Origin of the sequence: Roseivivax sp. THAF197b (genome assembly GCF_009363255.1) — a bacterium.
GTDB lineage: Bacteria > Pseudomonadota > Alphaproteobacteria > Rhodobacterales > Rhodobacteraceae > Roseivivax.
On sequence record NZ_CP045318.1, the window covers coordinates 2,473,838 to 2,487,750 of the forward strand.

Here is a 13,913-nt window from a genome sequence, read left to right on the forward strand (position 1 = left end):
TTGTTTATCCTTTCACCGCGCCGGAGGTCATGCCGGCGACAATCTGGCGGTTGAAGAAGATGAAGACGATCAGCGGCGGAATCGTGACCAGCAGAATGTTCATGAACAACAGGTTCATCTGCGACAGGAACTGGCTCTGAAAGTTGTAGAGCGTCAGCTGCACGGTCACGTTCTCGGCGCCGGGAAGATAATAGAGCGGGTGGGTGAAGTCGTTGAAGATGGTGATCGACTGCACGACGATCACGGTCACCGTCACGGGCTTCAGAAGCGGCAGGATAACCCGGAAGAAAATCTGCCAGGGTTTTGCGCCGTCGATCAACGCGGCCTCGTCCAGATCGCGCGGGATCGTGGAGATGAAGGCGCGGTACAGAAGCACGGTGAAACCCAGCCCGTAGGCGACCTGGATCAGGATCATGCCGTGTAACGTCTTGAACAGATTGATTTCCTGCAACACCCAGATCGTCGGCACGACGGCAGGCGGGATCATCAGACCGGACAAGACGAAGGCATAGATCACCTTGCTCCATTTCGACGGACGGCGCTGAAGGATGTAGCCCACCATCGCCCCCACCACGACCAGGATCGCGACAGAGCCCACGGTGATGACGATCGAATTGAAGTACGCCAGAAGCAGCTGGTAATCGCGCGCCTGCACCACCGCCACGAGGTTCTGCCAGAACAGCCACTCCTCGGGGAGCGAAAAGTCCAACTCAGAGGCGTCTGCCGCAGATTTCACGGCGTTGATCGCGACGAACAGGAACGGCAGGACGAATATCACGAAGGCCACGAGCATCGAGAGGATGCCGACCACATAATCTCTGCGTGTCATTGATCGACCTCCCGGCGGTTCAACCACCAGGCCAGCGGCGCGATGATGAATGCGATCAAGGCGAACAGGATCACGTTGCCTGCGGTCGAAAGCCCGTAAAAGCCCGACTGGTATTGCTTGTAGATCACGCTGGCCAGGACATCGGACGAGAAGCCGGGACCGCCACGGGTCATCGCCCAGATCAGATCGAACAGCCGCAGGCCACCGATCAGCGACAGGATGATCACGGCGTTGGTCGCAGGCTGCACGAGTGGCACGGTCACGCGCCAGAATTGCTGGGTGCGCGTGGCTCCGTCGATCCGGGCAGCCTCATAGTATTCGGGAGAGATGGCTGCCAGACCGGCAATGAAAATCAGCGTCGCAAGGCCCACGCCGCGCCAGACATCGACGAGCGCTACGGAATAGAGCGCCAGCGACGGATTGGTCAGCCAGCCGGGCCCGTCGATCCCGATATAGGACAAGGCCACGTTGATCGCGCCATCGGTCGGATGCATCATTTCCGCAAACAGAAGTCCGACGCCGATGGTCGACACCAGCACGGGAAAGAACACCACGGAGCGCAAAAGCGACTGCCCGAAAATCCCGGAAGTGAGCTGCACGGCCAACAGAAGACCCAGAACCGTCTTGAGGCCACTGGTCACGATGGCAAAGATCAGCGTGTTGGTCAGACCTCTGAGAAGATAGGGCTCGCTCAGGAAATCGTAGAAGTTATCCAGTCCGATGAAACTGGCCTGGAAAAGATCCCAGTTGGTCAGACTGAACCAGAAAGACAGCGCGGTCGGAGCCAGAAACAGCACGGTGAAGATCACCGCTGCGGGCATCACGAACCAATAAGGATATGGAGAACGTCGCGTCATGCTCGGGCCTCTGGGTTGCAGGCCCGCCCCTGAGCGGGACGGGCACTTGTGTCAGAGCGAAGCGGGCGGGCTTACCAGTTGGGCAGACCCAGCTGTTTGGCCTGTTTGGCCACATCGCGGTCATAGAGTTCTGCACCCGATTTCGCATCGCGGATGCCGGAACCAACCTCGACGGTGATCTGCTCGAGCGCCGGGCCCTTGACGGGCGACAGGAATTCCAGGGCAGGCGCGGTGCGGCCTTCCTCAGCGAAGTAGGGCAGCATCTCCGCGACACCGGGCAGCACGTCATCGGGCAGCGTGCAGCCCTGAACGACAAAGGGACCGTTGGCGCCCACGGCTTCGACGATCGTCTCGCAGCCCTCGGGCGTGGCAACCCAGTTCAGGAAGTCGCGCACCGTCTCCTTGTTGCCGCCACTTTTGGGCATGTAATAGCTGTCGGGCATCCAGACAGTCAGGCCATTCGCGTCCGAATTCGCGGGCTGCGCGAAGATGCCCACGTCCTGCAGAAGCTCTGGATGGTTCTGCTTGATGGCGTTGAAGCCCACCGTCAGCATCGGGTAATGCACGCCCTCGCCGCTGGCGACCATGCGCAGACCGTCATTGTAGGTGGCTGCAGCGTAATCCTCGTTCAGATAACCGGAATCGTGAATTTCCTGAAGCTTTTCGAAGCTGCGCAGCGCGGCAGGCGTTGTGGCGAACTTTGCCTCGTTGGCCGTGAAGGCCTCGGCAAAACCCGGCTCGGCGGCCTGCACGTTGAAGTAATCGGCAAGGAACACGATCTGGCTGGTCCAGGTGTCGCGATAGGTCTGGATGATCGGCGCCTTGTCGGTCTGCTCGGCGATCACGGCGTTATTGGCCATGAATTCGTCCCAGGTGGTCGGGATCTCGAGACCGAGTTCCTCGTAGGTGGGCCGATGATAGATGATCCCGCCGCCCACAGCCATGTTCCACGGCACACCGTAGATATTTCCGTCAGCATCCGACACGGTCGAGGTGTAGCTTTCGAGAAGCTTGTCCATGTTCGGCAGATCGTTCAGCGGCTCGAGCGTCAGGCTCGGGCGCAGCGCGGCCAGCAGGGCCCCGGAATTGTTTTCGAACACGTCGGCCATTTCACCCGTTGCAAGGCGCGTCTTGACGAGGTTGTCGCCCTCGCTGCCGCCGGGACGGATCTCGATATCGAAGGTCACGCCGGGATTGTTCGCGGAATAGGCGGCTGTCAGCGCCTCTGCGATCGCGACCGTATCGGGGTTGCTTCCGACCAGCATCGACACTTCCTGCGCATTCACCGCCGCTGACGAAACCGTCAGCGCAAAGCTTGATGCTGCAATCGTATATCCCAAGGATTTCATGGCTTTCCTCCCTTGCTTGGAACCAAATGACGTATCTTCAGAGATCGAATTCAATGACGTGACGCCCGGCACCGAGCGTCGGCGCCTCCCCGGACGTCTTTGTCCCATCAATCGTGACGTGACCGTAATTCTGCGCGGCAAAGACGCCTTCGCAGCCTTCCGGAAGGGTGACGGTGTAGCGCACGCGGCTATCCGCGATCTCCCAGCCGGCCTCGATCCGGCCATGGCGGCACTGGTGCCAGGATGCGGCATGCCCCAATTCCGGCAGGATGACCGGCGCCAGCGCAACGCGGTCGAAACCCGGCGCGTCTTCCTGAGGCATCACGCCCGCGACCCATTCGAACAGCCACTGGCACACGGCCCCGTAGGCATAGTGGTTGTAGCTGTTCATCGACGGCTCGTAGATCGTGCCGTCCTCGCCGATGGCGTCCCAGCGTTCCCAGATCGTCGTCGCGCCACGTTCTACCTGATAAAGCCAGCCCGGCACCTTGCGGTTCAGAAACACCTTCTCCGCCAGATCGTTCATGCCGGCCTTGCTCAGCGCAGGCAGAAGCGCGGGCGTGCCAATGAACCCGGTGCCGATGAGGTAATCCGCGTCCTCGATGGCCCGGCGGAAATGGAACTTGGCCTTTTCCAGATGTTCGGGCGGCAACAGATCGAACAGGATCGCAAGCGCATAGGACGTTTGATCGTTATGGGCCAGACGGCCGGAGGGGGCTACGAATTCGTGGACGAAGGCCGCGCGGATGTCCTCTGCGCGCGCTGCGAGCCGCTCGGCCTCCTCGGGCTTGCCCAGGATCCCCGCGATCTTCGAGGTAAGCGCGGTCGAGATGAAGTGGTAGATTGTCGCCGCGCAATCGTCGCCGATGGTCGGGCGCGGCTTCCGGTTGTCGCCGATGGGCTGCAGCCAGTCTCCGAACGTGAAGCCTTTGACCATCCACTCGCCCGCCGGATAGATCACCGGGCCGTCCGAAATCGACCACAGATGATCGAGCCATTTCACCATGGCCGGGAAACATTCGCGCAGCACGCCCTCATCGCCGTAATGCAGATAAAGCTGCCACGGCACGATGGTGATGACGTCCCCCCACCCGGTTGAACCGGCCCATTCCCCATCGGCGTCCGTGCCTGTCAGATAGGTCGGATCGGGCGAGAAATGCGGCACGGCGCCGTTCTCACGCTGATCGAACATGACGTCGCGCAGGTACTTCTTCAGAAACCGCTCCACATCGCCGAGCCAACAAGCCGTGCCCGCAAACACCTGCGCATCCCCGGTCCAGCCCATGCGCTCGTCGCGCTGCGGGCAATCGGTCGGAACCTCGATGAAATTGGCGCGCTGCGACCAGAGCGTATTTTCGACAAGACGGTTCACTTCAGGGATGGCGCAGGTGAACCCGCCCGCCTGTTCGTGGATCGACGTAATCGGAACCGACCGGATCTCGATGATCTCTGCCTCGCCCGTCACAGTCACGCGGGCATAGCGGTAGCCCATGAAGGTGAACATCGGCGCGTAGGTCTCATTGCCCTCGCCCTTAAGCGTGTAGCGATAGGCGCCGCGTGCCTTGCGGTAATTGCGGTTGTCGAATTCCTTGTTAGGGCCCAGCACTTCGGAATGCTCGACAAAGACCTCCGCTCCGGGCGCACCCGACACGGTGATCTGCACGAAACCGCCGACATTCTGTCCGAAATCGTAGACCGTGCGGCCCGCATTATCCTGCCAACTCTCGACCGGATCGAAGGGAGCGAGCGTGCAGACCGGCGGCGCTTCATGCGGCACCAGCTTGGCCGTGTCGAACGGCAGCACCTCAACCGCCTCGTCGCAGGCGCCGTCTTCGAGACGCGCGTCATAATCCTCGCCGTGGTAGATGCCCGCACGGGTCACGGCGGTCAGCCCGGCGCGCCAGCTGCCATCCGTCTTGAGCACGATCGCGCCTGAATCCTCGATCTCGGCAATCGCGCCCACGCGATCGCCCCAGACATTGGGCGCGTTGCGATCGCGCGACATGACCGGGGACCGATACCAGCCATCGCCGAGCCAGATCTCGATGCGGTTCTCACCGTCCTGCAGAAGCCCGGACAGGTCGTAGGACTGATAGGCGATCCGGTCGTGATAGGCCGTCCACCCCGGCGTGAGCAGATCGTCGCCCACCCGTGTGCCGTTGAGGAAGACGCGGTAAAAGCCCTGAGCCGAGACATGCAGCACCGGCTGGGCTGCGCCGCTGATCGAAAAAGCGGTCGCAACGCAACGCGACGGCCCCGCCTCGCCCGCGTCATGCGCAGGAGCGATCATCTCACCAGTCCAGGCGCGCGACGCCTGGCGCGCGGTCATCTCGGCCGAAAGATCCAATCCCATCTGTCCTCCCTTGCGCCACTCGCCCCATGACGAAGCTGCGCTGAATTCCTCATCGAACGCTTTTGTAAAACGTTTCCCGTAAAACGATACACACAAATTGCTTGCAGGCAAGACTCAATTCGGAGGATTAAGTGTATTGTCCGGGAAGACCCTGCCCGGCCCGCCGTGTCCGGACGTCTCTTGCCGGAGCGATGGAACGTGAGCGTGCAGCAGCATGCCTGCGGGGCGACAAACGGGAGCGGACATGGCGGATCAAATTTCGAAACCGGAGAAGCGGGCCACGATCCGAACGGTCGCGGCAGACGCCGGCGTGTCGGTGACCGCGGTCTCGAAAGTCCTGAACAATGCCTATGGCGTCAGCGCTGATATGCGCGCCAAAGTCATGAATTCCGTGGAAAAACTTGGATACAGGCCAAGCTTCGCCGCGCGAGGCATGCGCGGCGCGACCGATACGGTCGGCGTCCTTCTGGTAGACATGCACAACCCGTTCCTTGCCGATGTGGTGGACGGGATCAAGGCAAGCCTGTCGGCGCAGGGCATGCGTCTCATGCTGTCCGTCGGCGAGGCGGAAATGACCGTCGAGCGGTCGCTGATCGACGGCATGATCGATATGCGGATGGACGGCCTCATCCTCGTGGCACCGCGTCTGTCGGCCGAAATTCTTGCCGCCTATGCCACGCAAATTCCCACGGTTGTGATCGGCCATCACGAACCCTCGGCGGACAGGTTCGACACGGTGAATTGCGACGATGCACAGGGCGCGCGAATCGCCGTGCGCCAACTCATCGCAACTGGTCGACGCGACATCTGGATGCTGACCGCGCCATCGCGCGCAGGCGGCTTCGAGGTCTTCGATCTGCGTGAGAAAGGGTATCGCGACGCCATGCAGGAAGCGGGACTTGAGGACCATATCCGCGTCATCGAGGCGCGCAGCATCACGGGCGAGGACACCGACACGCAATTGCAGATGCTGCGCGATCTGCCCAAACCGGGCGGGATCTTCTGCTGGAGCGACATCCACGCCGTTCCCATGCTCAACACCGCGCGCAAAAGCGGCATTCGCGTGCCCGAGGACGTGGCTATCGTCGGTTTCGACAACTCGACCCCAGCAGCTTTGCCGCTCGTGGATCTCACCTCGATCGACCAGCACGGCTTCAAGCTGGGCCAGCACGCAGCCGATGCCCTGATGTCCCGCATTAAGGGGCGCGCCGTGGCCGAGCATATCGACATCACGCCCGACCTGATCCGGCGCTCAAGCGCCTGACGCGCCAGTGCACATCAGCGCATCGGCCCGCTGGCTTGCAAGCTGCGCCCAGCTGTCCGCATAGCGGCGCATACGGGCGGCACGCGCCGGGTCCGCAGGCTCAGCGGCGACATCGTCCCGTGTCGCGCTGTCAGCGCCGGGCAACAGCAACGCCGCCCCCTGGCTCGTTCCGGTCGCGCTGTCCGACACTATGACCGGCGCATCGGCCAAAGCGCCAAGCATCTGAAGATACTCCCGGTTCCGCGCAAACGGCCCCTCGACCATGATCGGCCCGGCCTGTCCGATCTCGGACAGACAGTGGTTCGTCACCAGCGCGAGGTAACAGGCCACCGCCGCCCTGCGCATTCCCGATCCGACCGCAGGCTCCGGGCCAATCCAGCGCGCGGAATGTCCCTGGAAAGGCCCGCTTTCGGGCGCAAGCGCAGGCAAGAGCATGATCTCGGCGTCAAGAACCGCATCCAGATCCTGCACCGACACGGCACCCGGCGTCGCGCCCTGCAGCGCCAGATCGTGTTCCCGCCCGCCCATGAAGCGCGCCGAGGGCACGGGTTGGCCAAGGGCGTTGACATTGATCAGCGTGTCGGCGGCGGGATCGAGTGTAACGCCCTGCCCGCCCATGGCCATGCAGATGACCCAGGTCCCGGTCGACACAACCGAAAAGGGCGTATCGCGGCCCAGCACATGCGGCAGAAGGGAGGCGTTCGAGTCGTGGATGCCGCAGACCACGGGCGTGTCCGGGGCGAGCCCCGTGCTCGCGGCCACCTCCGGCAGGATCGGACCCAGCACGTCCGAGGGCTGGCGTGGGGGCGCCATCTTCCCGGCGATGCCCAGCCGGTCCACCAAGGACGAAATCCGTCCCTGCCCCGGCGCCCAGAGATCCGTGTGACACCCCAGAGACGTGACATCCGTCGCCGCCACGCCGGTCAGCCGGTGCGCCCAGTATTGCGGGTAGGTGACAATGCTCTGCGTGCGCGCCTTCAGGCCCGGATCGGTCTGAAACTGCCAGAAAAGCTGCGCGCCGATGTTCAGCCCCAACGGCAACCGAGGAGAGCCCGTCTCGGCAAAATCCGGGCGGATGGCGTCGTATTCGGCGCTCAATTCGTCAGGGCCGGAATGCTCGTAGTCCAGGATCGGCGCGGCCAGCGTGCCATCCGCAGCCAGAAGCGCCGCGCAGGCGCCATGTGTCGTGATCGAAATTGCATCGACCCCGTGGGCGCGATGGAATTGGGCCAGCCCCTCCAACAGGAAATCCCAATGGCCGTCGACGTCGAAATGCGGCCAGGGCGGGCCGGGACGGACCGCGTTGGGACGGGTGAGAACCGCCTTTTCGGTCAGGGTTGCACGCTCGACCAGCGCCAATTTGGCGTTGGTCTTGCCGATGTCTATGACGGCGATATTCCCGGTCATGGCATGTAAAACACTGTCTTGAGCGGCGTGGCCACCGGCGCGTTGTCAGAATGGGTCGCCATGATGTCGGCCATATGCGCCCACCATCTGCGCATCACCGGATGGTCCGGCAACGCGTCCATTCCGTGATCGTCCCGGCGCCAGAGCACGCCGAACAGAAGCCCCGTCTCCGCATCGAGATGGATCGAGTAATCCGACACGCCTGTATCGTGCAACAACGCCACGAGCTCGGGCCAGATCTCATCGTGGCGGCGACGATATTCAGCCTCGCAGCCCGGGTTGAGCTGCATCTTGAACGCGTATTTCTCCATAGTCGGTTACCCTTTTGCGGCCTTCGCGCGCCACATCGTCCACAGCCGCGGCAGGGCGATGACCCCGATCAGAAGCGCGCCTATGACGATGGACATGACGATCCCAGGCACGTTCAGAAGACCCAGACCGAAGGTCACCAGCCCCATGACGAAGGCCGCGATCACGACACCCGGTATGCTTCCCGATCCACCCAGGATGTTCACCCCGCCCAGAACCACCATCGTGACAATCTCGAGCTCCCAACCGAAACCTATGGAAGGCCGGGTGGAGCCCAGCCGCGAGGTCAAACAGATCGCCGCGACGCCGGACATGAGGCCGGTCAGCAGGAACAGGATGAACTTCACCCGCGCCACGCGGATCCCGGAAAACAGCGCACCCGTGGGGTTGTTACCAATGGCATAGATCGTGCGGCCGAAATTCGTCTTGTGCAGCAGGATGCCGTAGATCACCGCGAGCAGAGCGAAGAGGACGAATTCGAAGGAAATCACCCAGAACACATAGCCCTGCCCGAAAAAGGCAAAGTCGGACGGATACCCCTTGTACGCCTGATCCCCGAGGACGATGTAACTGATGCCGCGGAACAGGCTCATGGTGCCGATGGTCACCACGATCGACGGAAGCCCCATCCGGGTCACCAGAAACCCGTTGAATGCCCCGCAAAGAAGCCCGGTCCCAAGTCCCACAAGTACAAGAACCGGCACGCCCGCCCCCATCTGCACCGCCGCACCCATGGCGGTCGAGGCCAACGCGATGATCGCTGCAACGCTCAGATCGATCTCGCCCGAGATGATGAGCAGCGCCATGGCAAAGGCGATCATTGCCTTTTCGGTGAAGTTGAAGGTCGCGTCCGAAAGGTTCCACGCGTTCAGAAAGTAGGGCGAGGCGAAGGAGTTGGCGACGAAGATGCAGATCGCCACCAGCAACAGCAGGCTTTCCCAGCTTTTCAACCGGCGCTCCAGCGGGGATTGCAGACGGTCGGGGATGAAACGTGCGGTGTCAGTCATGCCGTTTGCTCCGCGGATCTGAGGATGATGCGTCCCTTGGTGCGGTTGGCGCGCGCATTCACCGCGACGGCGATGATGATCGCCGCGCCGGAGATGGCGAGCTGCCAGAAGGGAGAGATATTCACGACAGGCAGCGCGTTCTTGATGACGCCGAGAAACAGCGCGCCCAGCACCGCACCGCCCACCGTGCCGATGCCCCCTGCGATGGAAATGCCGCCGATGACGCAGGCTGCGACAACGTCCAGCTCGAACCCGCCGGCGATGTCGACATAGGCCACGGCATAGCGCGACACCCACAGATAGCCGGTCAGCCCGGCAAGCGCGCCCGACAGGGTGAAGGCCCAGAACTGCGTCCTGCCCACATCGATGCCGGTATAGGTCGCTGCATGCGGATTGCCGCCAACGGCATAGGCCGCACGGCCCAAAGTGGTGCGGGTCATCAGCACGGTGAAGGCGACAATGGCCAGGATCGCGGTCCAGCTCAGCATCGGCAGGCCCAGGATTTCGGCGCGCGGGAAGGCCTTGAAGGCGTCACTCATCTCGTGGCTGTTCACCCAGTCGCCACCGGACAGCAGAAAGATCAGGCCGCGGAAAATCGTCATCGTGCCAAGCGTCACGACAATGGGCGGGATCGCCAGCTTCCACACCAGAATCCCATTGGCCATCCCCATCACCGTGCCCATGCCGATGGCCGCAAGGATCAAGAGCGGAACGGGCAGGCCCGGGAAGGCCACGTTCAGCATCGCGACCGCCATGCCCGTCAATGCCAGATTCGCCGCGACACTGAGGTCGATGCACTTCGTCAGGATCACCACCATCTGCCCGATGGCCAGAAGGATGAGCGGCGACGTGTCGTTGAAGACATCCGCCAGATTGGCGGGCGTGACGAAAGCGGGAAAACGCGTCGCGATCACCGCCAGAAGCAGGCCGATGGCCGCAACGAGCAGCGCTTCGCGAGAGGCAAGAAATCGGGTCAGCATAATGCCTCCTCAGATACCGGCTGCGTGCCGCACAAGGGTTTCGGGGGTCAGGTCATCGCCTTCCAGTTCGTCAGCCATGCGGCCTTCGCGCATGACGATCACCCGGTCCGACATGCCGAGGATTTCGGGGATCTCGGAGCTGACCATGATGACCGCCAGCCCCTCCGCGGCCAGTTCGGCCATGAACGCGTGCACCGCCGCCTTGGAGCCGATATCGATGCCCTTCGTGGGCTCATCGAGGATGATGACCTTGGGCTGCGTGGCCAGCCATTTGGCGATGACGACCTTTTGCTGATTGCCGCCCGACAGCGTGCCCAGCTCGGTATCGAGCGAGGCCGCGCGCAGGTCCAGCCGTTCGGTATAATCGCGGGCGAGCTGAAACTCTTCGGCCAGGCGCAAGAACCCGTTGCGCGATGTCCGCCCCAGAGACGGCAGGGTGACGTTCTGGAAGATCGGCAACGCGGTAATCGCGCCCTGTTTGCCGCGATCCTCGGGCACATAGACGATGCCCTGCGCAATGGCATCGGCGGGCGACCGGATCGCGCGCTCCTGTCCGTCGACCTTCACCGTGCCCGCAGATGGCCGGGTGATCCCGAACAGGGCCTGCATGAATTCCGACCGGCCGGCACCGACAAGTCCGTAGAATCCCAGGATTTCGCCTCGGCGCAGGCTGAACCCGATATCGGCGAACTCGGTGGGATGCGCGTAGCCCTCGACCTGAAGGACTTCCTCGCCCAGTTCGCGGTTGCGCTCGGGAAAGATCTGGCTGACATCGCGACCCACCATCATCTTCACGAGATCCGCCTCGCTCACATCCGCGATGCGCCCGTCACCGACGAATTGGCCGTCACGGAAGACGGTGTAGCGGTCGGCGATGCGGAAGATCTCATCGAACTTGTGGCTGATGAACAAGATCGCTTTGCCCTGCGCTTTGAGCGCCTCGACCAACTCGTAAAGCTCCTGGATTTCCTTGTGCGACAGGGCCGCTGTCGGTTCGTCCATGATCACCACACGCGCATCAATGGACAGGGCACGCGCGATGGCGACCAGGTGTTTGCTGGCGATGCCCAGATCGCGCAGCCGCGCATCCGGGTCGATGTCGGCGCCGATCCCCTGCAGGATCTCGCTGGCACCGCGGGCCATGGCGGCCCAGTCGATCAGACCGAACCGGCCGCGCGGTGCGTGACCCAGATAGATGTTCTCGGCCACGGTCAGTTCGTCGAAAAGCACGGTTTCCTGGTGGATCGCAGTGATCCCGGCATCGGCTGCCGCCTGCGCCGTGGCAAAGCGCACGGGCGCGCCGTCCAGCTCGATGCGTCCGCCATCGGGCTGGTAGATGCCCGTCAGCGTCTTGACCAGCGTCGACTTGCCCGCGCCGTTCTCGCCCACCAGCGCGGTCACCTGCCCCGGATAGAGCCGCAGCGACACCTGATCGAGTGCCTTGACCCCCGGGAATGTCTTGGTGATGCCGTCGAGCGCCAGGACGGGCCGGTCCGTGGCCGCCGCCTGTTGCTCTGCGCTTTGCATCAGCATGACCTCTCCTCTCACCGTTGCAGGTTAAAATGCACGCAGCCCTTGCGGTGCCCCGGTCAAAGGCAGCCGGCGCGGGTCCGGAGATCAGATCCCCGGACCGTTCGGGCTTCAGAAGATCGACTTGAACTCGTCGATGTTCGAGCTGTCGTAGACGAACGGATCGGCCATGGCGCCGGAATTGCTGTCATCCAGCGTGACCTCTCCCATCCGGCCCATCGGGATCGACGCGCCGGGCTCCGCGGTCGCCTCGCCGGTGGCCAGCGCATGGGCGATCATCGTGGCCGAATAGCCCAGATCGATCGGATTCCAGATCGCGAAGGACTTGGACGCGCCGCTTTCGATGGCACCTGCCATCTCCGAGGGCAAACCCAGCCCGGTGACGTTGATCTCGCCGACCTTGCCTGCATCCTCGACCGCCTGTGCCGCGGCGACGATGCCTACGCTCGTGGGCGCGATGATCGCATCGAGATCGGGATAGGATTGCATCAGGCCCTGCGCTTCGCGGTAGGACTTGTCGGCCAGGTCATCGCCATAGACCGTGCCGACGACTTCGATGCCCGGGTAATTGTCCATCACCTTGTTCATCTCGTCGATCCAGATGTTCTGGTTGGTGGCCGTGGCCGACGCCGACAGCACTGCGACCTGACCACCATCAGGCAGATTGTCGGCAGCAAGCTTGATGATCATGTTGCCGATCAGCGGATTGGACGACGGATTGAGGTGCACCTGACGGCCCTCGGGGGCGACACCGCTGTCCCAGGACACCACGGTGATGCCGCGCTGCATCGCCTTTTTCAGCGCGGGAACGACCGCGTCGGGGTCATTCGCGGAGATCGCGATGGCATCGACGCCCTGAGCGATCAGCGAATTGATCACCTCGATCTGGCCCTCGGCGGTTGTATCGGTCGGGCCGGTATAGATGATCTCGACATTGCCCAGCTCGGCCGCGGCTTCCTCGGCGCCTTTGGCGGCGGCTTCGAAGAACCCGATGCCCAGCGCCTTGACCACCACCGCGATGCGCATGTTGTCCTGCGCCATGGCGGATGTGCCCATCAGGCTTGCGGCCAGGCTCATGCCGGCCACCAGTTTCGTGAAATTGCGACGGATCATGTGATTTCCTCCCTTTTTCGCTGTTTAGGCGGAGCCGTATCAGGCGACCCCATCCGCTTCCTGAGCACCGCCCGTCCGGGCGACGATCAACTCCACATCCGCGGCCTCGAGCATGGCGGCGGCCTTGTCCGAAATTCCTTCATCGGTGATCACGGTGCTGATCCGGCTGAGCGGGCAGAGCACGAGACTCGAGCGGTTCTCGAATTTCGAGCTGTCCACCAGCACGACCAACTCGTCCGCCTGACCGATCAGCTTCTGCTCGGCCTGGATCAGCAGCGGATCTGCCTCCATCAGACCCAGAGGCCCCAGGCCCTGCGCCCCCATGAACATGCGCCGGGCGTAGAAATTGCGCGTCACGTCATTGTCGAACGGCGAAAGAATGATGTTCTGCTCTCGGTAGATCGCGCCGCCCGACAGCATGATCGTGTTCTTCGAATGCTTGAGCAGATGCTCGGCGATGGGAAACGAGTTGGTGAAGATCTGACAGCGACGCGAGGCCAACGGATGCACCATCTGAAATGTGGTCGTCCCGCCATTGATGATGATGCTCTCGCCATCCTCGCACAGCGCCACAGCCGCCCGTGCGATGGCCTGCTTTTCCCGGCTGCGCAGCGTCTCGTTGACCGCGTATGGCCGCCCCGCCAGCCCGACGAATTGCGGCGGATGCAGCGCCTCGGCCCCGCCACGCACACGGCGCAGCTTGCGCTGGGTGTGCAGCGTCGCGATGTCCCGGCGGATCGTCGCCTCGGAGGCGTCGGTGAGCGCGCAGAGTTCCACCACCGTCACCACAGGACGATCCTGGATCGCTGACAGAATGACCCTGTGGCGCTCTTTCTCGTGCATTATCGCCTCCCTTGACGCTTTAACGCTCGCCGGATTCGCGCCTTCTGTCAATCATAAACAATCATTTTCACT

General features: G+C 62.8%; 12 protein-coding genes. 1 reads left to right on the forward strand and 11 read right to left on the reverse strand.

Annotation, left to right across the window (positions count from 1 at the left end; genetic code table 11):
- Positions 1-4: 4 nt before the first annotated feature.
- The 4 genes from FIV09_RS11985 to FIV09_RS12000 form a co-directional block, all read right to left on the reverse strand.
- Positions 5-829 carry a carbohydrate ABC transporter permease gene (locus FIV09_RS11985; protein ID WP_152450165.1) on the reverse strand — a complete coding sequence of 275 codons (825 nt, stop codon included), beginning with the start codon at positions 827-829 and terminating at the stop codon, positions 5-7.
- Complete coding sequence (locus tag FIV09_RS11990) at positions 826-1,686, reverse strand: carbohydrate ABC transporter permease (protein WP_152450166.1); 861 nt, start codon at positions 1,684-1,686, stop codon at positions 826-828. Before FIV09_RS11990 ends, FIV09_RS11985 begins: the two co-directional genes overlap by 4 nt.
- Positions 1,687-1,757: 71 nt before the next feature.
- Positions 1,758-3,035, reverse strand: a complete 1,278-nt coding sequence (locus FIV09_RS11995; protein WP_152450167.1) for an ABC transporter substrate-binding protein — start codon at positions 3,033-3,035, stop codon at positions 1,758-1,760.
- 37 nt (positions 3,036-3,072) lie between these two features.
- Complete coding sequence (locus FIV09_RS12000; RefSeq protein ID WP_216646427.1) at positions 3,073-5,388, reverse strand: alpha-L-rhamnosidase; 2,316 nt, start codon at positions 5,386-5,388, stop codon at positions 3,073-3,075.
- Positions 5,389-5,632: 244 nt separating this feature from the next.
- On the opposite strand from FIV09_RS12000, the gene FIV09_RS12005 reads away from it, so the two are divergent.
- Entirely contained in the window at positions 5,633-6,652 is a 1,020-nt protein-coding gene (locus FIV09_RS12005; protein ID WP_152450168.1) for a LacI family DNA-binding transcriptional regulator, read from the forward strand.
- Here FIV09_RS12005 and FIV09_RS12010 read toward each other — a convergent pair.
- From FIV09_RS12010 to FIV09_RS12040, 7 genes are all read right to left on the reverse strand, one after another.
- Entirely contained in the window at positions 6,641-8,059 is a 1,419-nt protein-coding gene (locus tag FIV09_RS12010; RefSeq protein WP_152450169.1) for an FGGY-family carbohydrate kinase, read from the reverse strand. The genes FIV09_RS12005 and FIV09_RS12010 overlap by 12 nt on opposite strands.
- Positions 8,056-8,370 (reverse strand): L-rhamnose mutarotase, encoded by a 315-nt coding sequence (gene rhaM / locus FIV09_RS12015; RefSeq protein WP_152450170.1) that lies wholly within the window; start codon positions 8,368-8,370, stop codon positions 8,056-8,058. Before rhaM ends, FIV09_RS12010 begins: the two co-directional genes overlap by 4 nt.
- A 6-nt stretch (positions 8,371-8,376) precedes the next feature.
- A complete protein-coding gene (locus FIV09_RS12020; RefSeq protein ID WP_152450171.1) occupies positions 8,377-9,375 on the reverse strand; it encodes an ABC transporter permease in 999 nt (332 codons plus the stop codon).
- Positions 9,372-10,355: an ABC transporter permease gene (locus FIV09_RS12025; RefSeq protein ID WP_172975701.1), complete on the reverse strand. Its 984-nt coding sequence runs from the start codon at positions 10,353-10,355 to the stop codon at positions 9,372-9,374. The genes FIV09_RS12020 and FIV09_RS12025 overlap by 4 nt, the downstream gene beginning before the upstream one ends.
- A 9-nt stretch (positions 10,356-10,364) precedes the next feature.
- Positions 10,365-11,888 (reverse strand): sugar ABC transporter ATP-binding protein, encoded by a 1,524-nt coding sequence (locus tag FIV09_RS12030; protein ID WP_152450172.1) that lies wholly within the window; start codon positions 11,886-11,888, stop codon positions 10,365-10,367.
- Positions 11,889-11,996: 108 nt separating this feature from the next.
- Positions 11,997-12,998, reverse strand: a complete 1,002-nt coding sequence (rhaS, locus tag FIV09_RS12035; protein ID WP_152450173.1) for a rhamnose ABC transporter substrate-binding protein — start codon at positions 12,996-12,998, stop codon at positions 11,997-11,999.
- A 39-nt stretch (positions 12,999-13,037) separates the two neighbouring features.
- The gene (locus FIV09_RS12040; protein WP_152450174.1) at positions 13,038-13,841 is read right to left on the reverse strand and encodes a DeoR/GlpR family DNA-binding transcription regulator; all 804 of its coding nucleotides are present in this window, start codon (positions 13,839-13,841) and stop codon (positions 13,038-13,040) included.
- Positions 13,842-13,913: the final 72 nt, after the last annotated feature.

Coding starts and splice junctions, on each gene's coding strand:
- FIV09_RS11985 (WP_152450165.1), bottom strand. CDS start 829: ATGACACGCAGAGATTATGTGGTCGGCATCCTCTCGATGCTCGTGGCC.
- FIV09_RS11990 (WP_152450166.1), bottom strand. CDS start 1,686: ATGACGCGACGTTCTCCATATCCTTATTGGTTCGTGATGCCCGCAGCG.
- FIV09_RS11995 (WP_152450167.1), bottom strand. CDS start 3,035: ATGAAATCCTTGGGATATACGATTGCAGCATCAAGCTTTGCGCTGACG.
- FIV09_RS12000 (WP_216646427.1), bottom strand. CDS start 5,388: ATGGGATTGGATCTTTCGGCCGAGATGACCGCGCGCCAGGCGTCGCGC.
- FIV09_RS12005 (WP_152450168.1), top strand. CDS start 5,633: ATGGCGGATCAAATTTCGAAACCGGAGAAGCGGGCCACGATCCGAACG.
- FIV09_RS12010 (WP_152450169.1), bottom strand. CDS start 8,059: ATGACCGGGAATATCGCCGTCATAGACATCGGCAAGACCAACGCCAAA.
- rhaM (WP_152450170.1), bottom strand. CDS start 8,370: ATGGAGAAATACGCGTTCAAGATGCAGCTCAACCCGGGCTGCGAGGCT.
- FIV09_RS12020 (WP_152450171.1), bottom strand. CDS start 9,375: ATGACTGACACCGCACGTTTCATCCCCGACCGTCTGCAATCCCCGCTG.
- FIV09_RS12025 (WP_172975701.1), bottom strand. CDS start 10,355: ATGCTGACCCGATTTCTTGCCTCTCGCGAAGCGCTGCTCGTTGCGGCC.
- FIV09_RS12030 (WP_152450172.1), bottom strand. CDS start 11,888: ATGCTGATGCAAAGCGCAGAGCAACAGGCGGCGGCCACGGACCGGCCC.
- rhaS (WP_152450173.1), bottom strand. CDS start 12,998: ATGATCCGTCGCAATTTCACGAAACTGGTGGCCGGCATGAGCCTGGCC.
- FIV09_RS12040 (WP_152450174.1), bottom strand. CDS start 13,841: ATGCACGAGAAAGAGCGCCACAGGGTCATTCTGTCAGCGATCCAGGAT.